This window comes from Verrucomicrobiota bacterium, from assembly GCA_019247695.1.
GTDB lineage: Bacteria > Verrucomicrobiota > Verrucomicrobiia > Chthoniobacterales > JAFAMB01 > JAFBAP01.
The window spans coordinates 1-22,094 of the sequence record JAFBAP010000074.1 but is presented as its reverse complement, the minus strand read 5'-3'; the positions used below and the strand labels follow the sequence as shown (position 1 = coordinate 22,094).

At 61.9% G+C, this 22,094-nt stretch carries 21 protein-coding genes; 8 read left to right on the top strand and 13 right to left on the bottom strand.

What is annotated here, in order from left to right; translation table 11 throughout:
• Nucleotides 1–229: 229 nt before the first annotated feature.
• From JO015_07830 to JO015_07815, 4 genes are all read right to left on the bottom strand, one after another.
• The gene (locus tag JO015_07830) at nucleotides 230–2,548 is read right to left on the bottom strand and encodes a PAS domain S-box protein (protein MBV9999009.1); all 2,319 of its coding nucleotides are present in this window, start codon (nucleotides 2,546–2,548) and stop codon (nucleotides 230–232) included.
• A gap of 348 nt (nucleotides 2,549–2,896) precedes the next feature.
• Complete coding sequence (locus JO015_07825) at nucleotides 2,897–3,169, bottom strand: DUF3606 domain-containing protein (GenBank protein ID MBV9999008.1); 273 nt, start codon at nucleotides 3,167–3,169, stop codon at nucleotides 2,897–2,899.
• 113 nt (nucleotides 3,170–3,282) lie between these two features.
• On the bottom strand, nucleotides 3,283–3,849 hold the full coding sequence (locus JO015_07820; protein ID MBV9999007.1) for an inorganic diphosphatase: 567 nt from the start codon (nucleotides 3,847–3,849) through the stop codon (nucleotides 3,283–3,285).
• Between the two features lie 104 nt (nucleotides 3,850–3,953).
• On the bottom strand, nucleotides 3,954–5,189 hold the full coding sequence (locus JO015_07815; GenBank protein MBV9999006.1) for an MFS transporter: 1,236 nt from the start codon (nucleotides 5,187–5,189) through the stop codon (nucleotides 3,954–3,956).
• A 373-nt stretch (nucleotides 5,190–5,562) separates the two neighbouring features.
• Here JO015_07815 and JO015_07810 point away from each other — a divergent pair, with 373 nt between their 5' ends.
• Complete coding sequence (locus tag JO015_07810; GenBank protein ID MBV9999005.1) at nucleotides 5,563–5,874, top strand: hypothetical protein; 312 nt, start codon at nucleotides 5,563–5,565, stop codon at nucleotides 5,872–5,874.
• A gap of 127 nt (nucleotides 5,875–6,001) precedes the next feature.
• Here JO015_07810 and JO015_07805 read toward each other — a convergent pair whose 3' ends face one another.
• The 5 genes from JO015_07805 to JO015_07785 form a co-directional block, all read right to left on the bottom strand.
• The gene (locus tag JO015_07805; protein ID MBV9999004.1) at nucleotides 6,002–6,412 is read right to left on the bottom strand and encodes a hypothetical protein; all 411 of its coding nucleotides are present in this window, start codon (nucleotides 6,410–6,412) and stop codon (nucleotides 6,002–6,004) included.
• The gene (locus JO015_07800) at nucleotides 6,412–7,404 is read right to left on the bottom strand and encodes a mechanosensitive ion channel family protein (protein MBV9999003.1); all 993 of its coding nucleotides are present in this window, start codon (nucleotides 7,402–7,404) and stop codon (nucleotides 6,412–6,414) included. The genes JO015_07805 and JO015_07800 overlap by 1 nt, the downstream gene beginning before the upstream one ends.
• Nucleotides 7,320–7,790: a hypothetical protein gene (locus JO015_07795; GenBank protein ID MBV9999002.1), complete on the bottom strand. Its 471-nt coding sequence runs from the start codon at nucleotides 7,788–7,790 to the stop codon at nucleotides 7,320–7,322. The genes JO015_07800 and JO015_07795 overlap by 85 nt, the downstream gene beginning before the upstream one ends.
• Nucleotides 7,791–7,964: 174 nt before the next feature.
• Complete coding sequence (locus tag JO015_07790) at nucleotides 7,965–8,498, bottom strand: VOC family protein (protein MBV9999001.1); 534 nt, start codon at nucleotides 8,496–8,498, stop codon at nucleotides 7,965–7,967.
• Nucleotides 8,499–8,711: 213 nt separating this feature from the next.
• Nucleotides 8,712–10,001, bottom strand: a complete 1,290-nt coding sequence (locus JO015_07785) for a beta-lactamase family protein (protein ID MBV9999000.1) — start codon at nucleotides 9,999–10,001, stop codon at nucleotides 8,712–8,714.
• 417 nt (nucleotides 10,002–10,418) lie between these two features.
• Between JO015_07785 and JO015_07780 the strand changes: the two genes are divergently transcribed.
• The gene (locus tag JO015_07780) at nucleotides 10,419–11,324 is read left to right on the top strand and encodes a helix-turn-helix transcriptional regulator (GenBank protein ID MBV9998999.1); all 906 of its coding nucleotides are present in this window, start codon (nucleotides 10,419–10,421) and stop codon (nucleotides 11,322–11,324) included.
• Between the two features lie 170 nt (nucleotides 11,325–11,494).
• Here JO015_07780 and JO015_07775 read toward each other — a convergent pair whose 3' ends face one another.
• The 4 genes from JO015_07775 to JO015_07760 all read right to left on the bottom strand — a co-directional run bounded on the left by JO015_07775 (nucleotide 11,495) and on the right by JO015_07760 (nucleotide 15,743).
• Nucleotides 11,495–11,896, bottom strand: coding sequence for a Rieske (2Fe-2S) protein (locus JO015_07775; GenBank protein ID MBV9998998.1), 402 nt, complete (start codon nucleotides 11,894–11,896; stop codon nucleotides 11,495–11,497).
• Nucleotides 11,897–11,927: 31 nt separating this feature from the next.
• On the bottom strand, nucleotides 11,928–12,842 hold the full coding sequence (locus tag JO015_07770; GenBank protein ID MBV9998997.1) for a hypothetical protein: 915 nt from the start codon (nucleotides 12,840–12,842) through the stop codon (nucleotides 11,928–11,930).
• A 327-nt stretch (nucleotides 12,843–13,169) separates the two neighbouring features.
• Entirely contained in the window at nucleotides 13,170–13,502 is a 333-nt protein-coding gene (locus JO015_07765) for a hypothetical protein (protein ID MBV9998996.1), read from the bottom strand.
• A 186-nt stretch (nucleotides 13,503–13,688) separates the two neighbouring features.
• Entirely contained in the window at nucleotides 13,689–15,743 is a 2,055-nt protein-coding gene (locus JO015_07760; GenBank protein MBV9998995.1) for a glycogen debranching enzyme family protein, read from the bottom strand.
• Nucleotides 15,744–16,512: 769 nt separating this feature from the next.
• Between JO015_07760 and JO015_07755 the strand changes: the two genes are divergently transcribed.
• The 6 genes from JO015_07755 (at nucleotide 16,513) to JO015_07730 (ending at nucleotide 21,987) form a co-directional block, all read left to right on the top strand.
• Nucleotides 16,513–18,300 (top strand): beta-glucuronidase, encoded by a 1,788-nt coding sequence (locus tag JO015_07755; protein ID MBV9998994.1) that lies wholly within the window; start codon nucleotides 16,513–16,515, stop codon nucleotides 18,298–18,300.
• Nucleotides 18,301–19,406: 1,106 nt separating this feature from the next.
• Entirely contained in the window at nucleotides 19,407–19,802 is a 396-nt protein-coding gene (locus JO015_07750; protein MBV9998993.1) for a group III truncated hemoglobin, read from the top strand.
• Between the two features lie 93 nt (nucleotides 19,803–19,895).
• On the top strand, nucleotides 19,896–20,405 hold the full coding sequence (locus JO015_07745; GenBank protein ID MBV9998992.1) for a hypothetical protein: 510 nt from the start codon (nucleotides 19,896–19,898) through the stop codon (nucleotides 20,403–20,405).
• Nucleotides 20,406–21,031: 626 nt separating this feature from the next.
• Nucleotides 21,032–21,481 carry a hypothetical protein gene (locus tag JO015_07740; protein ID MBV9998991.1) on the top strand — a complete coding sequence of 150 codons (450 nt, stop codon included), beginning with the start codon at nucleotides 21,032–21,034 and terminating at the stop codon, nucleotides 21,479–21,481.
• Nucleotides 21,465–21,737: a transposase gene (locus JO015_07735; GenBank protein MBV9998990.1), complete on the top strand. Its 273-nt coding sequence runs from the start codon at nucleotides 21,465–21,467 to the stop codon at nucleotides 21,735–21,737. Before JO015_07740 ends, JO015_07735 begins: the two co-directional genes overlap by 17 nt.
• A 10-nt stretch (nucleotides 21,738–21,747) precedes the next feature.
• Nucleotides 21,748–21,987 carry a transposase gene (locus JO015_07730; GenBank protein MBV9998989.1) on the top strand — a complete coding sequence of 80 codons (240 nt, stop codon included), beginning with the start codon at nucleotides 21,748–21,750 and terminating at the stop codon, nucleotides 21,985–21,987.
• The last annotated feature ends 107 nt before the right edge of the window (nucleotides 21,988–22,094 follow it).

Genomic DNA, 22,094 nt, shown 5'->3' with positions numbered 1-22,094 from the left:
AGGCGAGCACCTTTGTCGACTTTATGAAATCAGGATCACAGAGGCAGAACCGAACGCTGTGAAGGTAATGCGTTCCAGGGCTGATCGTCTCACCCCCGGGCTGGCGCCGTGAGCCGGGTGAAATCAGACCGGCCGTCGCTTGGGATGGTGAGAAGATCGCCAGTCCGTTTGTTCGAGGAAACTTTTCCCAGCCGCTTGCGTGCGGAAGAGAAAGGCTGTTTTCGCGATCTTAAGGCCGTTCCAGGGCTTCCTGCACCTTTTTGGCCAGCGCGTTAAGCGTGAAGGGCTTCTGCAGGAGCGCTACTTCAGGTTGCAAAATGCCGTGGCGCGCCACCGCGTCACCCGTGTAGCCAGTCTGGAAAAGTACCTTCAGGCCCGGGTAACGGCACCGGACGGCCTCGGCCAGTTCGCGTCCGCTGAGGCCCGGCATGACCACATCGGTCAGCAACAGGTCGATCGTTTCCCGGCTCTCCGTCACTCGCCGCAAGGCGTCTTCACCGTTTGCAGCTTCCACCACCCGGTAACCGAGGGTCTCCAACAAAAGGAGGGTGATGGCTCGCACGGGTTCTTCGTCTTCCACCAGGAGGACCACCTGGCCGCGACCTTGGGGCGGTTCGGCGAGCGCACCCGCGGGCGGTTGCTCCGTGCCTTCCGCAAGCACCGGCAGGTAGATTGTGAAGGTGGTGCCCACGCCCGGCAGGCTCTCCACCGTGATGTGGCCTCCGCTCTGGTGGACGATGCCCTGCACCACCGACAGGCCCAGCCCCGTGCCCTCGCCCTCAGCTTTGGTGGTGAAAAAAGGCTCAAAGGCGCGGGCCTGCACCTCCGGCGTCATGCCGCAGCCGGTGTCGCCGACTGCCAGCATGACGTAACGGCCGGGCCGCACCTCCCGGTGGGCTTGGGCGTAACTGCTCTCCAGTTCCACCTCGCGGGTCTCGATGAAGAGATGACCGCCTCGGGGCATGGCGTCGCGGGCGTTGACCGCCAGGTTCAGGATCACCTGGTCCAGTTGGCCCAGGTCGGCGCGCACCCGGCGCAAACGCGGCGCCAGGTTGGTCGTCAGGCGCACGTCTTCGCCGATGAGCCGCCGCAGCATCTTCGCCGCCTCGCTGACCACCACGTTGAGGTCCAACACCCGCGGCTCGAGCACTTGCTGGCGGCTGAAGGCTAACAGTTGGCGCGTGAGGGCGGCGGCCCGTTCGCCCGCCCGGGCGATCTCGTGGACGGCGTCGCGGCGCGGGTCCTCAGCAGCCAACCCCATCGCCAGCAGTTCGCTGTAGCCTGAGATGATGGCGACGATGTTGTTGAAGTCGTGGGCCACGCCGCCGGCCAGCCGGCCGATGGCTTCCATTTTCTGCGCCTGGCGCAGTTGGAGTTCCAGCTGGCGCTGTTCGGTGAGGTCCTCGGCAACGCGCACGATCCGGATGATCCGGCCGGCGGCGTCGCGCACTGGGAAACCCCGGTCGTGGACCCAGCGCACGGAATAGTCGGCCCGCACGACGCGGTATTCTTCGTCGTAGGCGTCGCCGGCTTGGCGGGTCAGCGCGGCGCACACCACCCGGTCGCGGTCATCGGGGTGAATGGCCTCAAGCCAGCTTTGCGGGGCCTCATACAAGCTCCGGCAGGAGCGGCCCCAGATGGCTTCATACGCCGGGCTGACGTACAGGATCCGGGTTCTGGCCGGGTCACTTATCCAGAAGGCTGCGCGGACGTTTTCGGCCAGTTGGCGAAAGCGTTCCTCGCTTTCGTGCAGGCGAGCCCGAGCCGCTTTGCGCTCAGCGACGTCCCGGGTAAGCTCGGAGCTGCCGATGAGGCACCCGCTCCCGTCTCGAATCGGTGAGACGGTAAACGAGACGTCTACCAGGTGCCCGTCTTTGTGCAGAGGCACCGATTCGTAAGGCTCGACCTGTTCGCCCCGCTTCAGCCGGGCCAGAATCTGGTGCTCGTCTTCCAGTTGCTCGAGCGGCAAGAGCACCGACAACCGCTTGCCGATCATCTCCTCCGGGTCGTAGCCAAACAAGCGCTGGGCCCCTGAGTTCCAGCTGGTAATGGTGCCCGCCAGGTCTTTGCCGATGATAGCCTCTTGACACGATTCCACGATCGCGGCCAGCCGCGCGTTGGCCTCCTCAGTCCGTTGGCGTTCGGTGATGTCGCGGAGAATGAGCGTTAGGTAGGGCTGCGCATTGATGGTAGTGTTGGAAAGGGAAGCTTCGATCGGAAATTCCTGACCGCTCACGCGCCGGCCGCTCAGCCGGGCCAGCGCGCTCGCCGTAGGCTCAGCCTTGTTTGTCCGGCCAAGACGAGCAGGGGATTGAGCAGTCGCGGGCCCGAAACCTTCCGGCAACAACCGGTTCAGCGGTTGGCCGAGCATTTCGGCTCCCGGATAGCCGAACATGGCTTCGGCTGCCGGGTTGAACAGTACGATGCGCCGGTCCCGATCCACCGTGATGATTGCGTCCACCGCGGCGTTGATGATTTCTTCCCCCCAAACCTCGCATCCACCGGCTGGTGCAGGGTTAGTGGTGGCGGGTTGTGGGCGTTTCTTCACAGTGTCCGTTCATTGATTCTTTATATGGAAATATGAAAATTATGTTCAATCAATATGATTACTCCCGGCGCCGCCACCTCATTTCACCCGTAAAAGTACACCGCCCGGTACGCACGCTTTTAAGCGCCATTTTTAAAGCAAAGAAGTCCCGCGTTAACGCTTCCGCCGCGACGACTCTCTGGAGCAGCCTGGGCAGCAAATTCCGGCGGTCTTCGACGCGCGGGCTGCGGCGAAGGTATTGCTCCGGCAAGCGGGGGCCTTTAAACGCCCCGCCTGCTCCCTTCAAAGCAAGGAAAATTCGAGAACGGTCCAGCGTGGCAGGCCATACCTTCCCCGCTGCGCGACTGCTTAGCCCAGGCCCCCGATCGGTTCGTGTGGCGCCGTTTCCGGCGGCTCCGCCCCGCTGTCGGCTTTGGGCACGGTGCCGGTGGTCTGGCGTCCCAATTCCCGTTCGACCGCCTCGGCCTGGCGTCCGACCGCTTCAACGGCCTGTCGCAGTTCCTCTTCCCGCGGCCCTGGCTGCCGGAGCGTCTCGCCGACCCGCTCCAATGCTTCGGCCTGTTGCTCGACGGCCTGCTCCAAAGGTCGTCGCTCCTCGCGGCTGACTTCGTCTTGATTCATGGTCAAAGGCTAGCGCGCCCTTTTGGGGATAGCAAAGTCGTCGGTTCGGGATGGCCGCGAGCACCCGGACATTGATCATAGGGCGGCCCGTGCTTCTCTGGCCTGCGAGCGTCTCAGGATTCCGTTTTCCGTCCCGATTGGAGGTAAGTCCGGTGACCCGTCTCCACCATGGCCGAGGCTTCTTTCGGGCCTCTCCAGCCTAGGACTTTCGCGTTTTTGGCTGAAAAGAATGTGGTGCTCAAAAAGAACTGCTCAACTTCCTCCCGCAAGCGCGCCGGCAATTCTGACGCCTCCTTGAATTCGCCGAGGTGATCCGGCCAGCGGGGTTTCACGATAAGCCGGTCGTTCCGTTCACGCCGGCCTTGTTCGTTGTCCTCATCCATTTCCACCACGCCTATCAGCCGGCACGCCAGGACGACTCCCGGGTAAGTGGATCCCGCATGCAGAATCAATGCATCCACGGGGTCGCCATCGGGGCCTTTGGTGCTGGGAATAAAGCCCCAGTCAAACGGGTACGACAGGCCCAGAGGGAGGGCGCGAGAAACCGTGAAGGTCCCCAGCTTTGAATCGTATTTGAGTTTGAGGAGGCAACCCTTGGGGGCTTCCACCACTGCATGAACCGAGCCGTCCTCGGAATAGCTGGGCAGGCCGGCCAGGAAGCCTGAGTCGACAGTTTTCATTGTCCAATGATCGTATTGAACGTTTCGATCGATCGCGGGTTGCTTGCACCGGTCGTGGGAGCGCCGCCGGCGGCAACGGGTTTAAGCGGGTACCTTCAGCCCATCTACTGGGGTAACGGCGGGCTGGTCGCCTCCGGTTGAAGTCGCGGCACGCCCGCCAGGCGAATCGCGATCACCAACGCAATCCCAAACAAGCCCATCACGAAGCCGGCGAGACCGGCCCACCCGTGCCGCGCCCAGAACCATCCGCCGGCCGTCCCGAGTACGCTCGAGCCAAAATAGTAAAAAAGCAGGTACAATGAAGCGGCCTGCCCCCGGTGCCGCGACGCTCGCCGTCCGACCCAGCTGCTGGCCACCGAATGCGCCCCAAAGAAGCCCGCGGTGACCACGACGATGCCGGCGAGGATGGCCACGAGCTGATCCGAGACGGTCAACGCTACCCCAGCAATCGCGGCGACGACGGTCAGCCAGAGCACTTTCCGCCGGCCGAAGCGTCCGGCCAAATGGCCAACCCAGGTTGAACTGGCGCTCCCTACCAGGTAGACGATGAAGATGGCGCCGACGGCAGTCTGGCTTAGCTTGTAAGGCGGCGCGAGAAGCCGGAAGCTGATATAGTTGTAGAGCGTGACGAAACCGCCCATGACCAGAAAGGCTTCAGCGAACAGCCACGGCAAACCCGGATCGCGGAAATGGTACAGGAAAGACGTCGGGATCTCGCGCCAGCGCAGTGCGTGCGGGGTAAAGTTAGTCGAGGGAGGCAGGCTGCGCCAGAACGCGACGGCTGCGAGCAGGGCCAACGCGCCAATGGTGGCGATTGCCGCTCGCCAGGAAACGAAATCGGTCACTGCACCCGTAACCAGGCGTCCCGTCATGCCGCCGAGGGCGTTGCCGCTAATGTAGAGGCCCATGGCAAGCCCCAGGGTTTTGGCGTGCATCTCTTCACTCAGGTAGGCCATGGCCACGGCCGGCACCCCGCTAAGCGTCAGGCCCGCTAAGGCTCGCAAGATGAGCAGCGTAGGCCAGTTTGGCGCCACCGAGGCCAGGAGGGTCAGGAGCGCCGAGGCGAACAGGGAGCCCGCCATCACCGGTTTGCGTCCCGCCACTTCCGAGAGCGGACCGGCCATGAGCAGACCGATGGCGAGCAAGCCCGTGCATAGGGACAGACCCAGGCTGCTCGCCGCCGGGCTGACGCGGAAATCGGCGCTGAAAATCGGCAGCAGCGGCTGCACGCAATAGAGCACGGCGAAGGTGGAGAATCCTGCCGCGGTCAGCGCCAGAGTGACGCGACGAAAGGCAGGGGTTCCTGCTGTGATGTCCGTGTCCGGAGTCGTCACGTCCATAGGCGATTACTGTTTCACCGATCCGGGCGTGGACACGGGCGCATTTGCGTCGACGGGCAATCCGCCGGCAAACGCCTGCCGCAATTAACGCGCCGGCCAGCCGCTACCGGCTCCGGACCGTGCTCGTTCCGCTCATTCGTGTTCCACATTTCTTTCAGCATTGCGAACCTCTGGCGCTACAGCACAGTTCGCAATGCCACCCTCTACGGGCTCGTTTCAGGGTGTGCGCTCACCGGGCCGATGCTGCGAGTCCGGCAAATACAGCAAAGCCATTGGAGTGTCACGACAGCGAAGGGCCAGCCTTGCGAGCGTTTATACCGGAACCGTCACGGACCCATTGTAACCCGGCGAAGACCGCCTCGTCCTCTTAAGGGTGAACGAACCTCAGGCGCTGGCGGCCAATCTGGGCTGGGCCGCCGTTTACCTGGCCCTGTTTGCTGCGGTCGTGGTGATGATTCTTGCTGCGATGCTGATGTTCCTTTATCTCCTGGGGCTCATGGATTTGCTCAGGGGCGGATTTCTTTATGCCAGACATGCACGCCTTGCCTGTGCGGGTCCGCCTCGATGCTTTGGGAAACCGGTTCCGGACGTACGGTCCGGGGCCTTTCGGGTAGCACCCCCAGAACTGCACGCCCTGGTGGGGCAGGCACGCAGGGAAAAGCCACGCAAACGCGACAGGGAATGAATCGTCCACTTTTCCGGCCGGGCGTTCTGACGGGCCGTCAGCCAGACGGCTGGAGGGCTGGTGCGTGAATGTCCTGGCGAGACCACGATCTGCAGCCCGGAACCCCGCCGTTCTCCCGATCTGGCGCTCACGGGTCACGCAACCGGTAGGCAGCAAGAAAACAGGTCGACGCAATGAGCAGCGAAGCCGTGACGATCGTGGCGGCCAGTAACTCGGAAGGGGGTAACTCCTCGAGTTGGCGCCATCCGTTTACGACCAACGCTCCCAATTTCCCCAAGTTCAGCTCCAGAGCCTGAGAAGATCCCTTGGTGTCCTCGGGGGAAAGGGTGTCATCGGTCCAGCCGCTCTCCGAGTTGTAAGCCTGCGAATCATTTGCCTGCGGCGCGGAAGGGTTCCGTCCCCCCCAGCAAACGAGGGTGGCGCAAATCAGGCCAAGCAGCAATACAACCACGCCGGCTGCGTTCAACGCCGTTCGACGCGGCAGCCGCGCAGCATTGCGCCCCTTGGTTCCGGCTGTGGTATAAAGCGGTTCCCGCATCAGCTTTTATCTCCTGCCTCTCCGGCCACGGCAAGTCGAGCGCTGGCAGGGTTCGACGGCCCATCCAACGTCACCCGCGTCCGCACGAGGCACGTAGGGTATCGTTCCTGAACAAAACGCACCAGCGCCTCCCGAACATCGCAGCGCAGCGTCCAGAGCGCGTTGGGGTCGGCCGCGCTGACCAGGGCTCGCAGTTGGATGGAGCCTTCCCGGGCATCGGTCAGCTGCAGTTTATCGACCCGTTTGTCCCAGAGCGGGTGTGCAGCCAGAACGCGGGAACATTCCGCCCGCAACTCTTCTAACGGCAGGTGGTAATCGAAGTACAGAAATACGGTGCTGAGCAATTCCGCCGAACGGCGGGTCCAGTTCTCAAACGGCTTTTCCAAAAAATAGCTGATGGGCACGACCATCCGCCGTTGATCCCACAGATTCATCACGACGTAAGCGAGGGTGATTTCTTCGATCCGGCCGAATTCGCCGTTTATCACCACCACGTCATCCAGAAGGATGGGTTGGGTGAGGGCGAGTTGGAACCCTGCCAGAAGCTGCCCGAGTGAACGTTGGGCCGCCACGCCGACAACCACGCTGAAGAGGCCCGTGGAGGCCAGGAGACTGGTGCCCATCTGGCGCAAGGGAGCCGAGAAGAGCATCGCGGTCGTCACGGTAAGGAACGCCAGCACGCCCAGGATACCTTTCCGTAATGCTGACACTTCCGTGTACAAGGCCCGTGAACGGATGTCGACCCCGCCCCGGACGCGGTGGGCCAGGATGATTTTGTCGGCAGCCAGGTTCACCTGCCGGCACACGACGTAGCCGGTTGCAAGCACGATGAGGACGTTGGTGACTTCCCGGTAGTTCTTGAGCATGGTCACGGGTAGCCCAAGGCGCGGCAGTACCAGAAAAGCAATCAGGAACGGGAGTCCCACCTGCAAAACGTCGGCGCAAAACACCGCCGCAACGTTCTCCCAGTGCGACGCGTCGCTGGACGCCAAACTGCGCAGCTGGCGGCTGCTGACGTAAAGTAAAGGGCACGGCCCAAGAATGAGCTCAGGGCCAGGGCGGTAAAAGCGCTGAGGACGTCCGTCGCTCGGGCGGTCACGAACCAACTGCCCTGCAGGTAAGGAAGCAGCACCGGCTCGAGGTACCATGCAAACAGGGTGTACAGGCCGCAGAGCCACACCCAGAATTGCAGTCGCGTAAGCGCCGCCCGCAGGATTGCACGTTGCACGCCCTGGTTAGTGATCAGCGAGAGCCGGTCCACCCCGCATGACCTGATCAGCCAGCTCAGGCCACGTTGTAGCCAGACCAAAGCGGCCAGGTGGGCCACGCCGGCTGCTACCTGCAGCGGCCCTAGTTTCGCCAGAAAGTCATTTGGCATGGCTGCCGGTTGTTTGCATCACCTGACCGGTTCCGGCTGCAACGCATCCAGGAAATGTTGCCCCGTGGCGAGTCGTCACGGGTCGGTCTGCGGTCTGAATTCATGGTGTCACGGTAAGCTTTCTGCCGGTGCGGAAAGCGCTCCTCATCGAGGCGGTGGCAAAAGTCGCTTCCATCATAACCGTTCTTCTCCACTACGAAGCGAAGCGCCGCCTTGAGCTTTCGTTGCCGCAAGTAAGCTGCGGAGGTCAAGCGGGCCGGTGAACATCGCCAGTTGCCCGCCCGTGGTGCGCGGCCATTGTTCGGGCGGACGATCCCAATAGAGTTCGACCCCATTCTGGTCCGGGTCACGCAGGTAGAGCGCTTCACTTACCCCATGGTCCGAGGCGCCCTCCAACGTGATGCCTGCACTGCTGACGCGGCGCAACGCATCGGCAAGTTCCGCCCGGGTCGGGTAGAGGATAGCCAGATGATAAAGACCCGTTGCGCCCGGCGGCGGTGGCGAACCGCCGAGGCTTTCCCATGTGTTGAGCCCGATATGATGATGATACCCGCCGGCAGAGACGAAAGCCGCCTCGGAGCCGTAACGCTGCATAAGCTGAAAACCCAGCACCCCGCAATAAAAGCCGAGCGCGCGGTCCAGGTTTGCGACTTTTAGGTGTACGTGACCGATACGAACGCGGGGATCGACTGACGAACTATTTTGCATAAGCAGTTTGCCTTTCGTCCTTTTGGCATCCTGCCGGTTTGTGCGCAAGGTCTTGGTCTGCGGACCGCTTACCGCCACCCGCGCTGCGCCGTTGCCCAGGATGCACCCTGCCGCTCCTGTAGTTTGATTGCCCTGCACTACCGATCCGAGAAAGACGCCGTCCGCCATCCCGGCAAATCTGACCGGTTGAACCGCCCCGGGCCGGGCAGGGGCTTAAAGCTGCGAGTAGATGACGTTGGCAATACGGCCCAACAGGCGGTGCTCATCGAAGGGGAAATGCTGGATCAGGACCACCAGCACGAGGCGCTCTGCAGGGTCAACCCGAAAGAAGGTGCTTGCCAGGCCGTTCCAGCCGAAGCAGCCTGGTGAATCTGCTCGGTCAGCCAGGCCCAATTCAAGGCGGACGCCTACTCCCAGCCCAAAACCGCTGCCTGCGTCGAAGGAATGGTATGGGCTGGCGGTCCCGGCCAGGTGGTTGGCCCGCATCAAATCCACCGTCTTTCGGCCGAGCAGGCGGGTGCCCCCGAACTCACCCCCGGCGCACAGGATCCGGCCGAACCGGCCCAAGTCCGCCAGCGTCGAATACAAGCCGCTTCCACCCAGTGGGTGCCGCCAGGCGCCCGGGCGTCGCTCGCCCGCCACCATTGGGATCACCCGCAAAGGGCTGCCGGGCCCGCCACCCTCGTGAACCATCGCGAGCCGATCCAGGGCCGGGTCCGCCACCGTGAAACCCGTCTCCGCCATACCGGCCGGCTCCAACACCCGCTCGCTCAGGAGTTGCTCGAAGGGCCTTCCACTGACCACCTCAAGTACCCGGGCCAGAAAATCCGTCCCGTACCCGTAATCAAACTGTACACCGGGATCGCTAACCAGCGGCACGCGGACAATGCGGCGAATCTTGTCGGCCAATGATACCGATTCGGACACGCCTGCTTCGGCAAAGAACGGCTCAGTGGGCGTGCCGGGCGCCGGGTAGGCGATGCCCGCCGTGTGCCGGAACAAGTCGCGCACGGTCATGGGCCGGGCCGGCTTGCGCAGCTCCGGGGCCTCCGGCGGACTACCCGCAATAACTTGGAAACTCCGGACCTCCGGCAGGTAGGTCTCTACCGGTTCACCAAGGTCGATCTGGCCCTCCTCCAGAAACGTGAGGGCGGTAACCGCGGTCAGGACTTTGGTGACCGAGTGGATCCGAACGATCGAATCAACCGTCATGGGCCGGCGGCTCTCCACCTCCTGGAAACCCGCCGCGACCTGGTGCAGCGGTTGGCCATCGCGCAACGCCAGCACGCTCACGCCGGCGTAACGGCCCTCCGACACGAAACGTTGCAGGAGGGCCGGTAAAGGGGAACTGGCAGAATTCGAAAGCACGATGACTTGCACGGGAGACCCGCCCACGCAAGTCGTCAAGGACAATCCCGGGTTCTGGCGTTCCCGGGCTCGAACCTTGAGGTTGCCCGCATTCAGGACGGCCTGAGCAAAAGCCTCTCTGTCCCTTCTAGGCAAAGAACGCTCGCTCCGGACCTTCCAGGCCGCGGGTAATCTCAAGTATTCGAAACCGGACAGAACTGAGGGCCGGGGCGGCGCCTGCCGGAGCGTTTGAAAGCCGGACTGCATTCGAATGGCGGGATCGTCGTGGCCCTGCCGCTCGGCTCGAGCAACGGGGCAGAAATTTCAGCCGGAATGTTCGGGTTAAACAAACCAAGCGGCATCCTGTACGGGCGTCCCTGCGCAACCGCGTTGCAGAGTTGAAAAGAGGATTTGAAGTGTTGCCTGTGGCCGGCTTATTGAGAATGATTCTCGATAACGATGCCAGCTCGATCCTCTCCCGTAGCCAAATTCAGCGTTCCAAGATCTACCTCTCCGTCCGCTCACCGCACCCGTGCTGACGCGCGGATCTTTGGCGATCTTGCGCAGCACGGTTTGAGCATCGAAGAACACGACTTTTTCTCTGAAAGCGACCACCAATGGGGAGCCGACCTCGATGCCGGCCGCTTGGAAATCTGTTTGAATCTATCCGGTGAGGGCGAAGTGCGATTTGGAAAATGCCGGACGCGCTTTTCCGCTCGTACCCTTGGTCACTACGCGGTCTTGGCTACATTGCAGAGCCGCTTTCAGGTTCGGCGACCAGCCGGGCAGCGACACCGTTTCGCCGCGGTGAAGTTTTCGCGAGACTTCTTGCTCAGGTCCTTAGCGGTTAGCGGCAAGGGGCCTCGTGGGCTCAAGCCAACCGCCCGGGCTTTGCTCGGCGGAGAGCCGGGATCGCATGAAGGGGTGATCGGACCGGTCACGGCAATGACGGCATGCCAGGAGGCGCTGTTTTTTCAGCTCCGCCAGCCGCCGGTTTCTTCGGGCGCGCAAGGTCTCTGGTTTCAGAGTAAGGCGCTGGAGCTTGCGGCCCAGCTTTTCTTTACGCCGGAGCCGCCTCAGCCCGAATTCTTTTGCGTTCGCCAAAGGCGCCTGGCACGCGAGCGCGTCGACGCCGTAAAGTCGATTTTGCGCGAAACCTTGCAAGAACCGCCCCCGCTCGAGGAGCTCGCGCGCCGGGTCGGATGCAGCCCCTTTTATCTGAGCCGCACCTTTTCACAACACACCGGTTGCACGATCCCGCAGTACCTTCGTCGGATGCGGATGGAGCAAGCGGCGGAGTTGCTTTTAAGCGGCGGATATAACGTTACGGAGGCAGCTTTTGCCGTGGGCTATTCGAGCCTTGGCCACTTCAGTAAATCGTTTTGCGAGGAGATCGGCTGTTGCCCGGCGTTGTTTCCCGGCGCGCGTGCCTTGGTGGAGCGATTTCGCGGGCGGCCCGCAAGCCGGCATGGCTGGTAAGGGTGCAGAGGCGCAGAGACGCTCGCCCGCGCTTTTCGGTCAGATTCTGCCGCAGCGAAATCGGAGAGCGGCCCCCTGCTTTTTTTCCCGGGCGACGCTGGCGCCACGGGCGAGGGGGGCACGGAGCAGGCGCGGGTCAGGACGCGTCTTCCAACCTCAATGGGCAGCTTTCAGGGGCCGGGAACCTGTACAAGCAAATGGCCACTCTCGTTTACAGAGACCGGGAACACTGGCAGATCCCGTTTGGCCGGGCCCGCAGTAACCTTGCCGTTGGGATCAAAGGTCGACCCATGACATTCGCAAAGAAATGAACGGTCAGGCTCTGCGGTCAGCTTGCATTTGCGGTGTGTGCAAAAGGCCGAAAGGGCCAGGAACCGCTTTCCCTGCCGGATCACGAAGAATCCCTGATTACGGAAACGGTCATACACCCCTTCCGAACCGTAGCTGCTCGCAGGACCGGCATCCACCACGCGTGCCGCGGAGGCACTTCGAGCGCTGTCGAGCGCGGTAGCGCCGGTGAGCGCGGCTGCAGCCAGGCCCAAAAACTTCCTGCGGCTCAGGTATCTATTCATATGTTGTGGACGTCCCCCATCGTACGCCATTTCAGTACTCAAACACAAAACTGGTAATCACGCCCCAATGCGTGTCCTGCCGTGCCCCCGCATCGATCGGGAAGACAAACCCCAACCCGAGCCGCGGTTGAATCGGACCGATTGTCTTGAGGTTGGCACGAAATGCAAGGTTGCCAAGGAGGCTGTTATGCCCGCGGTTACGTTTGTTAAGCTCCGTCTCGCCTTGCAACTCGAAGACCGGGATGAACTGCTGCACTCCGGGTAAAGGCAGTTCTTTATGCTGGAACGTATACCCGAAGACAAAGCCGTACTCGAAGGTTTGCAATCCGCCGTCTTCCCCGCCGCCGAAGAGGGTGGAATACCCGACGATAGATTGGAGCGTAAAATGCTGGCCCAGCCTTAGATCGTTGAACACCTTTGGAACGAGCTCGGCGTTCTTGCTCACCGACGAGTTGACCGGAATACCGGCTTCGATACCCGTACCGAAGGTCGTGTCGAGAAACCCGTCTGCTGAGACGAATTGATAAACGGGGTAGCGCGCTCCCAAGTCGATGTTGTCAAAGCCTTCGGAGACCGATCCCGCACTCACGTCCCGTTCGAAGGGAACCTCTAATTCCATGGTCAACAGCCCGAAACCCTTCTCCACTTCCGCTGTGACGAGGTCACTGTGCAGACCCTTTCCGCCGGTGCGCAGCCAATCGAGGCGAGCCTCGTTGATCTCGAGATCAGAGTCATCCACCAGAAAGGGCTCCGGAAAGACCCCTTGACCATACGCGCTGCGATGATCAAGCAGGTCGAAAAGGCCATAGCGCGTGCTTTCGACCGTTGCGGCCTGATCATCCGGCATCGAGCCGGCGCGGGTAGCCGTGACGGCCAGTACGGCTGCGTACAGCAGGCTCAAAGTTCGGGTTAAAGCGTTCGTCCGTAAGTTCACAGGGACCAGCATGGCTGAATCCCAGGATCTCCGCTTCCACTGGCTTGCGATTTTTTAACGGTGGTTTGCACTGTGCGCCGGCGAACCCCGGCGGGTTAGGGCCAACCTCTGCATGCCCGGAAGCGCTACGACCAGGCGCCGCCCCCTAACCTTCCACTCGTCGAAGGCAACAAACCCCTAAAACTCGCGCCGAAGCTTTTTTTATCAGCGCGATTGAATATCCTCCTCTTTTTCTTTGAACCTCGCCGGATTCAACCGGTACGAGCACATCCGGTAAAAATGCGTGGTTCAAGCGCCTCTTTGCGCGAGGCAATTGGAGTGCAATGCTGGTCAGGTCGTTCATGGCGAGAAGATGCCGTTGGCTGGCGAGGGGCCTGAAGCGGTTAACTCATGCAGAGAATCAGGTGTGGGAAAGCCAACCCGGCAGATCGGGTGGTGAAACAGGCTGGCGCTGTAAATAAGAATCCCGGTGCCCGCAATAGCCAGCATCTCGGAACAGCGTGCTTCAATTTTGTGGTAGCCCGCGCCGCGCGCATCGATCCTGCAGATCCGGCGCTCCACTTCGTCATGGCTCGAAACACGGCGATGGGATTGACCTGTACCTGCGGCAACGCGTTGCAGGGCTGTGGTCACGTTGATGCGGGTGCGGCCGGTCGTCCTTGCGGTTTTCATCCGTCGTGATTCTTTCGTTTGAGAAGCGTGCCGGCGCGTCGCCACTTCGTGCCCTATGCGCAGGACGTTCACCCCTTTACAAAGCGAAAGAGGGGACCGGGTTTCAGCGTTTTGGAAAAAAGTCGAAAATTAATTCTGCGTTCCGGCGGCGACGATAGGCTGCGGGCGGGACCGTCCGGGCCGGAGTCAGCGAGAATGCCATCGATCGCCCGACCCCTGCGTTTTGCTGTCCTCGATCAACGTCCAGATCCGTAACAGTTCCGCCACGCTCCACGCTTGCGCGATGCAGCCGCGCGGGCGCGTCGGCGCATTCCCATCGTAGATCTCGCTCAGGGTGCCCACACCGGCCGCCACGAGCGAGTCAGCCATCGGCTGGAGCAGTTGCTCCGCGTGCGCCAGATCACCCCGGATACGCAGATGCGCTTCGATGAATGGGCCTTTAAGCCATGCCCACACGGTACCTTGATGGTACGCCGCGTCGCGTTGAACCCGATCGCCAAAGTAGTCGCCACGATATTGGGGGCTCGCCGGATCGAGCGATCGGAGGCCGACCAAGGTCAGAAGCTTGGCGGCGCAGGCGTCCAGTACCCCTCTCTGCTGTTCTCCTGACAGCAGTTCCGGCGCGTGCAGCGACGGCCCTGGCAGACACACGGCGAAAACCTGATTCGGACGCAGCGCAGGGTCGTTACCACCCGGACCGTCCAGCACATCAAAGCAGTAGCCGCTCGCGGCGTTCCAAAACCGCTGAAACCCTTTCAGGGTATCTCCGGCCAGTTTCTCGAACTCAGTGCCGTTTTCGCCCGCCAGTGACGCAAAGATTCCCAGGATACGCAGGGCGTTGTACCAGAGGGCATTCACCTCAATGGGCTTACCGATCCGCGGCGTGACTACCCAGTTGCCGACCTTGGCGTCCATCCAGGTGAGTTGAACGCCCTCCTGGCCGGCGTAAACCAGTCCATCGCTCGCGTCGACATGGATGCTGAACCGGGTGCCGCGGCGGTACCAATCCACGATGTTTTTGAGCACCGGAAACAACTCCGAAACCGTTTGGCGGTCCTTGGTCGCAAGATAATACGCCCAAAGGGCCTGAAAATACCACAGGGTCGCGTCCACCGTGTTGTATTCCGGGCTGGAGCCGGAGTCGGGGAACGTATTCGGCAGCATGCCCTGGGAGACGTACCGGGCAAAAGTCTTGAGGATAAGGCGGGCAATATCCGCCCGGCCCGTGCATAGCGTCAGCCCCGGCAGGCTGATCATCGTATCCCGTCCCCAGTCGGCAAACCAGTGGTACCCCGCGATGACCGTCTTCCCCGTCTCCGCGGCATCCGCGGGGTTAGCGCGGTCCACGATGAACTGGTCCGCTGCGAGCACGCTCTGCCTGACCCAACCCGCGGCGCTCCTGCCGCCGTCCGACCGGCCCGTTGCCCAGCGATCGATTACCCCATTCTCGTGCGCGCGGCGCCGCTCCAGTGCGGTGATGTCGGGATCCGCAGTTCCTTCAACCGAAGCGGCAAAGACCAGCGGTTCATCATCCAGCGCAAGTTTTGCCTGAAAATCGGCGACGTGCAGGTGATCCTCATAATCCTGCAAGCCACGCTCCCGCTCGCGCGCCAGTTCGAACCCGTGATACCACTCCGAGACAGGACTACCCCTGGCCGCATTTGACAGGAGTAACAGCGGCCGTGCCCCGGCCGCCATCGTCACTTTCAGCCCCCTGTCGACCCGATCCACTTGAACCTGATCGAACCTGCCTGCATGCGTCCGGCCATGGTAATCCCGGTAATCGACAATAGCTTTGCAAGCCATCTCGATGGGTTCGCACGCATGGATCAGGTTGTAGGCAAGGTAAGTGGTGTCCGCCCACGGTTCCATCCAGATGCGTTTCTCCAGGACCGCATCCGCGACCGCGAACCTCCAGGTCGGTACGGTGCCTTCCAGGTGAAAGCTTTCCAGGTTGACGTGCCCCGCAGGAGCAACCGCGCCGCCTTGCCACCGGTTGGTGAAGAGTTCATACCGGCTGCCCCGGTAGGTAACGCTCTCATCAAACTTTACAAGCGTCAGCGTGCGGCCGACCGGCGGCGCTAACGCCGCAATCAGCAACCCATGATAGCCGCGGGTAAGAACGTTCGCTACGGTGCCGGAGGCGTAGCTGCCGCGGCCATTGGTCACCAGCCATTCCCGGCGCTCCGCAAACTCCAGCACGGAACAAAGGTCGTGACCGAAACGGATGCCTGCGTCCATGGCACTCATCAGATTGCGGCGAGGCGGAGACCGCTGGCTTTGGCTAACCATGGGCTCGTGAGGTCGCCCTCAAAAGCTGCCCGCTTTCGCCGTGGGGATGCTTACCCGGTCAATCCCATCTCCACGTTTTCAACATCGTAGGTCTCGATGTAAGCGGGAAGTCCGTCTACCTCGACAGTATACTTGATAAACAGCCTGTACTCACCGCTTAATGGCTCGGAGCCGGAGGTAAGGCCAACGTCTCGCATACGAGTTGCAGGTCTTGTTGCGGTGGTGATCGGCATTCGCGCAAATCTCGGGTAACCTTACCCGGCGCACATACGTAAGAGCCTGCCCGGATGCTTCGTGTTTGAAGCGCCGGCCGGACTTATCCGAACGGCTTTGTGCTCGGTTTTGCAACGCTTGCGGTAAATGGCCTTGCGCGTGCGGTCGGTTCGTCGTGAAAGCAACCTTTTTTCCACCGCAAGCGTTGGAATCTCAGCCGGTGCCTTCGGTCACAACCGGAGGCATTCAGCCCGGAGCAGCCCGGCTTGTTGCCCGCCTTGTACTGGCGCGGCGAACAATGGTCGACCCGAAAATCCGCCTCCGAAGTTTGGCCGGCGCATCTTGACGCAAGCCCGTCAAGGCTCGACCCTGGCTGATAATCCTGTCCGATCACGATTTACGAAAGGACTTCAATGGTGCCGAATCCTCCTCTCGCGCGTTACCCGGATGATCCCTGCCTTTCACGGCGGGGCCGCCGGGGTTTGCCTCGTCCGGGTGAGCGGCTATGAGCCCGGGCTTTTCAGCGTCAGCTGCGCCGGCCCCGTTATTGGCAGCTGCTGACCGTCGCCCGGCCATTAGCCTCAACGGCGACTGGCACACGATCGCTGACCCCTATTGGGCCGGTCTTTACACCTTCCATGGCAAGCCGCGCGCGAATGGCTATTTCCTGAACGCAAAACACCCAGCGCCCGGCGGTGAGCCTGTAGAGTACGATTTTCAAAACTCACCGGTGCTGCGGGTGCCCGGCGATTGGAATACCCAGCGTGATTCACTGTTCTTCTACGAAGGGCCGGTGTGGTACCAAAAGGATTTCTCCTATCAACGCAAACCCGGGACGCGGGTGTTTTTTTATGCGGGCGCCGCCAACTACCAGGCCTGGGTGTGGATAAACGGGCGCAAGGCCTGTGAGCACGAGGGCGGATTTACTCCGTTTTGCTGCGAGGTGACGGACCTCCTTAAGGACGGCGGGAACTTTGTCGTGGTAGCCGTTGACAACACCCGCCGGCCCGACGGTATTCCAACGCTCCAGACGGACTGGTGGAACTATGGCGGACTTACCCGGGATGTTTCGCTCGTCGAGGTGCCGGAGCAGTTCATCGACGATTACGATTTGCATTTGAAGCGTGGGAGCCGAACCGTCCTTGAGGGCTGGGTACACGTCGAAGGGGCTGCTGCCGGAACGGAGGTAACCGTCAGCCTTCCGGAGTTGGCGGTGAAGGAATCCGCTCACCTGGGTGCAGACGGGCGTGCGATGTTCCAATTCACGGCCGGCAACCTGGAGCCGTGGTCGCCGGAACACCCGCGCCTCTACCGGGTGCACCTGCAGGCCGGTCAGGATAATCTCGATGACGAGATCGGCTTCAGAACCGTCGAAGTGCGCGGTACCCAGATCCTCCTCAACGGCTCGCCCATTTTTCTGCGGGGCGTCTCCGTTCACGCCGAGGCGCCATATCGCACCGGACGTGCGTGCACCGACGAGGACATGAAAACCTTGCTCGGCTGGGTACGCGAATTGAATGGGAACTTTGTCCGCCTCGCCCACTACCCGCACGATGAGCGCATGACCCGTCTGGCCGATCGCATGGGCCTTCTTGTCTGGTCGGAGCTTCCGGTCTATTGGGCCGTCCAGTTCGATACTCCTGCCGTGCTGGCCAACGCCGAACAGCAGTTGCACGAGATGATCCGTCGGGACCGTAACAAAGCGTCTGTCGTGTTCTGGTCCGTGGCAAACGAAACGCCCGTCACGCCTGCCCGGGTTGGGTTTCTCAATACGTTGGTCGCCAAGGTGCGCGAGCAGGATCCGACGCGTTTGGTGACCGCCGCGTTACTGGTGCGCACCGAAGGCATGACCAAAATCATAGACGATCCACTGGGCGAAGCGCTCGATGTCATCGGGTTCAATGAATACATCGGATGGTATGAGCACAAACCGGAGGACGCTGAAAAGACCGGCTGGCAGGTTGCTTACGAAAAGCCGCTGATCGTCAGCGAATTTGGCGGAGACGCCAAACACGGCTTGCACGGCGATCCCGATACGCGCTGGACTGAGGAATACCAAGCCAGCCTCTACCGGCACCAGTTGGTGATGCTCAATCGCATCGCTTCGTTGCGCGGGATGAGTCCTTGGGTCCTGATGGATTTTCGTTCACCGCGCCGTCCCCTGGCTGGCATCCAGGACTACTTCAATCGGAAAGGCCTTCTTTCCGACCAGGGTGAAAGGAAGCAGGCTTTCCATGTGCTGCAGGCGTACTACCGGGACCTCGCTGGAAGGACTCCGTCAGAAACCGCGTGAGATCGTAAGGGCTTGTTCTGGCTTTGTTCTTCCTGCTTGGTGGCCGCCGAGCCCCGCCAGCGCCACCCGCATTCTCCCGGTCTCCATTTACCCGGATCGTCATTATCCGCGCCGACGGCTCATCGTCGCTTCGGTTGTCCTCCATGAACGGTTTTGCCGGCTCATGGCTCGTTTGCCGCTCCGATCAGCGGCACTTTTCTACGGTCAAGGGGTCTGCGAGGACGCTGAACAGTCCGCTGCCTCCCACAGCCACTCGGAGCAGGTAGTAGTCGGTCTTGCCGCTGCGGCACGGCTGCACATCCTGAACTACGCCCGGTCGGTTTAAGCTTTTCACCCACACCCGATCCATGAGCTTAAAACCTGACCCCTCCCGCGCCTGGATTCGGTCATCAGCCGTTATCGCGCTTTGAAACACCTCGTGCATAGTTATCAATTGAAACGTCGCAAAGGCGGTGTCGTTGAGGGGGGACCCACAACCGATTTGTAGGCGGCCCGGGAGTCTCTGGCGGTTATAGCGGCTTTAAAACTTCCAGCTTGGCGCGCCGGCCTCGGATTGAACTTGCCGCCAAAACCGGCGTCAGGTAGCGTGCGGGCATGCGGCGGCGCAAGATGTTCGGGTCTCAACGGGTTCACGGTGCCCAGGCCGGCTCGAGAACGGCGCCACCGCTACCGTCCTTACCGGACGGCCTGAGCGCCGAAACCACCCGTGGCTGCTCCGCGGGGGATCCCGGGCTGCTCGGGTCAGGCTTGGCGCCTGGACCCATCAAGGCCGCTGCGCCGGTGCATCCCACTGGGCGGGCCCAAGGCGGACGATCGGGACCGCGGACCCGAAAGCGGCGATCGCCCAAGCCGGACTGGACCGCGCCCGCCTGCGGCGGCGGTGAACCGCCTTGTTACCAGCACTTGCTGGAAGACGGCCTTTGATGGCGGAGCGGGCGCAGGGGGTTTAACGCCCCTCAACAACCAACCACTTACCCGTTGGCCGGCTCTCCGGGGTGCGCCGGTTGGCCCGTTGCGCCGTACCGTTCCCCATGCTACCCGTTTCGAAAGGCATTCGTGCGATCGGCCCAGGGTCCGATCTCCCGTTTGGCAACCCTTTCGCTGTGATGAACCTGCTGTATGAACGGATTGGCGGACGAGATGGCCTCGCCCGGTTGTTGCGACATTTTTATGCCGATGTGCGCCAAGACCCGCTGATCGGCCCCACTTTTAACGCGCGCATCCAAGATTGGGGCGAGCACCTGGCCATCATCGCGAATTTCTGGGAAACGGTGCTGGGAGCAACGCGGACCTATTCCGGGCCGCTGCCGGCTTTGCACGCGCCGCTCGGGCTTGGGCCGGAGCACTTTGAGCGCTGGCTGTTCTTGTGGGGGGCCAATTGCCGGGCCCACTTGCCGGCCGAGGCGGCGGGAGAAATGACCGCGTCGGCCCGGCAATTGGGCCAGCGGCTCCAGGTGATGCTGGGTGTTTCTCCACCTGAAGCGGCGCGTCCGTTCGCTTGAGGGGTAACCTTGCCAGGCGTTCCGCCTCCCGAGTCGGTGCACCGGAAACAAGCCTTGCTTACGCCGCGTAGCGCTGGGTATTTTCGGGGTATCATGAACCCAACGGTCATCCTCGTGGCGGCCATGGTGCTTATGCTCCACGAGGTGTCGGCGCAACCGGCCGCTGACCGCGAACTCTTGCCGGATTTTCAAGCCTCCGTTCGATTCCACTTCCGTGAGAAAATCCCGGATGCCTTACCGGGCGAGAAAAGCGTCTCAGCCCCCAGTTATGAAACGGAAAACCTGCCGCCTGCGCAGCTGCTGCAGGAAAAGAAAAGGCGCGTTATCAGAGGGAAGGTACCGGACCTGCCGTTTGTCTTCTATCTACGTCTGACTCGCCCCAACCCACAAGGGCCGTCGCTCTTGGAGGTAAACGTGGTCGATCCGTACACTAACCAGGCGATCAAAGGATTTCCAGCAAAGCAGGATCTGACGGACGTCTCTGACTTCGAGATCCCGCTGTCCGGGGATCAGGCCCGCCGTGCACGGCACGCACTGAGAGGTGACCCGCTCGCTTTTCTCACTTACGTGAACCTGGTGGTTCGGCTGGGCGCATCCGAGTAACGGTGTTGCGGCGGGAGTATTGCAAAGGTGATGGTGCTGAGGAACTGCATGTTTGATGGTGGGGCGCTAACAATACCATTCAGACAGTTATCTCGGTGGATTGTCGGCACCGGAGGCTGCTCTGTACCCGATCGAATCGGCCCTAGGCCCAACGGGCCGGGAGACAGACGGTTAGATGGCCTGAAGGGCCAAAGGAACATAGGCCAGGGTTTACCCCACTGCCATTTCGTTAAGGGCCGGCGGATGGGGGCGCTTTCGTCCCGCAGGGACGGCTGAGGTTAGCCAGCGACTTCAGTCCCTGGAAGGGGCATTTAAAGAGCGATCGCGTCCTGTAGGGACGCCTGAAACGCTGCCCCGGAGGGTGCCGGCTCCCAAACGGCCGGCCAAACCCGGCGCGACCCTCGGCGCCAAAAACCGAACGGCTCCCCAATCTTTGACGCCCGCCTGGCCCGGCGCACGCCTTCAGGCGTCCCGAGGGGACGCACCCCCCGGGGAACGCCCGCACCGCACAGGCACTAAAGCTACCTGCCTAACCTCAGCCGTCCCTCCGGGACGAAAGCACTACCCGGCCTTGTATCCGCAACTACACCGGTTTTCAAGTTGGTTGAGCTGTGCTTTGGTGGGCGATGTCCAAGCCGTATTCAGTGGACCTGCGCGAGCGGGCCGTGGCGGCCGTCGTCGAGAACGGCTTGCCCCACGCCGAAGTCGTGCGGCTCTTTAGCGTATCATGGGCCAGCTTGAAACGTTGGCTCTTGAAGCGGCGCTCCGGCCAAAGCCTGGCGCCCAAAACCTACCGGCCTGGCCCGCACGGCGCCTTTGGCACGCCGGAAGCCCGGGCGGCCTTAGCCGCCCAACTCCAAGCCGAGCCCGACGGCCGCTTGATCGATCATTGCCAGCGCTGGCAGGCCCAGAGCGGTCAGGCCGTCAGCGTGGCCACTTTACACCGGGCGCGCCGCGCCTTGGACTGGACGCACAAAAAAAAAGCTCACCGCCAGCGAACGCGACGAAGCCGAGCGGGCGACTTGGCGGCAAGACCACGACGCCTTAAAGCCGAGCGACTTGGTCTTCGTCGATGAAAGCGGGTCCAACCTGGCCTTGGCGCCCCGCTACGGCTGGGCCCCCAAAGGCCAGCGCGCCTGGGGAAAAGCCCCCACCAACCGGGGTAAAAACACCACCGTGTTGGCCGCCCTGAGCCCTGAGGGGCTCTTGACGACCATGACGGTCGAAGGGGCCGCCGACACCGAAGCCTTCCTGCTCTACCTTGATAAGTTCCTCTGCCCGGCCTTACGGCCCGGCAAGACCGTGCTCAGGGATAACCTGCTCAGTCCATAAAGCCCAAGCGGTGCGCGAGCGCATCGAAGCCTGCGGCTGCCGGTTGGTGTTTTTGCCGCGCTATAGCCCGGATTTCAACCCCATCGAGGGGGCCTTTTCGAAGCTCAAGACGTTTTTACGCCGGGTGCAGGCGCGCACGCGCGAGGCGTTGGAGGCGGCTATCGGCGCGGGGCTCCAAACCATCACGGCCCAAGATGCCCGGGGCTGGTTTAAACATTGTGGCTACCCCCTCACAGCTCAATCATCCTGAAAATGGGTGTAGTTGCTTATTGGCGACAACCCGAAGTGAGAGGACGACGACTGCACGGGGGTTGTCATCGGGTGGCCGGATTTAGTCTCCCTTAGGTCACGGGCGTT

Excerpts from the sequence above, each read along its gene's own strand:
- JO015_07805 (MBV9999004.1), bottom strand. The coding sequence starts at position 6,412 with ATGCGGGAACCGCTTTATACCACAGCCGGAACCAAGGGGCGCAATGCT.
- JO015_07740 (MBV9998991.1), top strand. The coding sequence starts at position 21,032 with ATGTCCAAGCCGTATTCAGTGGACCTGCGCGAGCGGGCCGTGGCGGCC.
- JO015_07820 (MBV9999007.1), bottom strand. The coding sequence starts at position 3,849 with ATGAAAACTGTCGACTCAGGCTTCCTGGCCGGCCTGCCCAGCTATTCC.
- JO015_07825 (MBV9999008.1), bottom strand. The coding sequence starts at position 3,169 with ATGAATCAAGACGAAGTCAGCCGCGAGGAGCGACGACCTTTGGAGCAG.
- JO015_07815 (MBV9999006.1), bottom strand. The coding sequence starts at position 5,189 with ATGGACGTGACGACTCCGGACACGGACATCACAGCAGGAACCCCTGCC.
- JO015_07750 (MBV9998993.1), top strand. The coding sequence starts at position 19,407 with ATGAACCTGCTGTATGAACGGATTGGCGGACGAGATGGCCTCGCCCGG.
- JO015_07795 (MBV9999002.1), bottom strand. The coding sequence starts at position 7,790 with ATGCCAAATGACTTTCTGGCGAAACTAGGGCCGCTGCAGGTAGCAGCC.
- JO015_07760 (MBV9998995.1), bottom strand. The coding sequence starts at position 15,743 with ATGGACGCAGGCATCCGTTTCGGTCACGACCTTTGTTCCGTGCTGGAG.
- JO015_07765 (MBV9998996.1), bottom strand. The coding sequence starts at position 13,502 with ATGAAAACCGCAAGGACGACCGGCCGCACCCGCATCAACGTGACCACA.
- JO015_07755 (MBV9998994.1), top strand. The coding sequence starts at position 16,513 with ATGAGCCCGGGCTTTTCAGCGTCAGCTGCGCCGGCCCCGTTATTGGCA.
- JO015_07775 (MBV9998998.1), bottom strand. The coding sequence starts at position 11,896 with ATGAATAGATACCTGAGCCGCAGGAAGTTTTTGGGCCTGGCTGCAGCC.
- JO015_07770 (MBV9998997.1), bottom strand. The coding sequence starts at position 12,842 with ATGCTGGTCCCTGTGAACTTACGGACGAACGCTTTAACCCGAACTTTG.
- JO015_07790 (MBV9999001.1), bottom strand. The coding sequence starts at position 8,498 with ATGCAAAATAGTTCGTCAGTCGATCCCCGCGTTCGTATCGGTCACGTA.
- JO015_07745 (MBV9998992.1), top strand. The coding sequence starts at position 19,896 with ATGAACCCAACGGTCATCCTCGTGGCGGCCATGGTGCTTATGCTCCAC.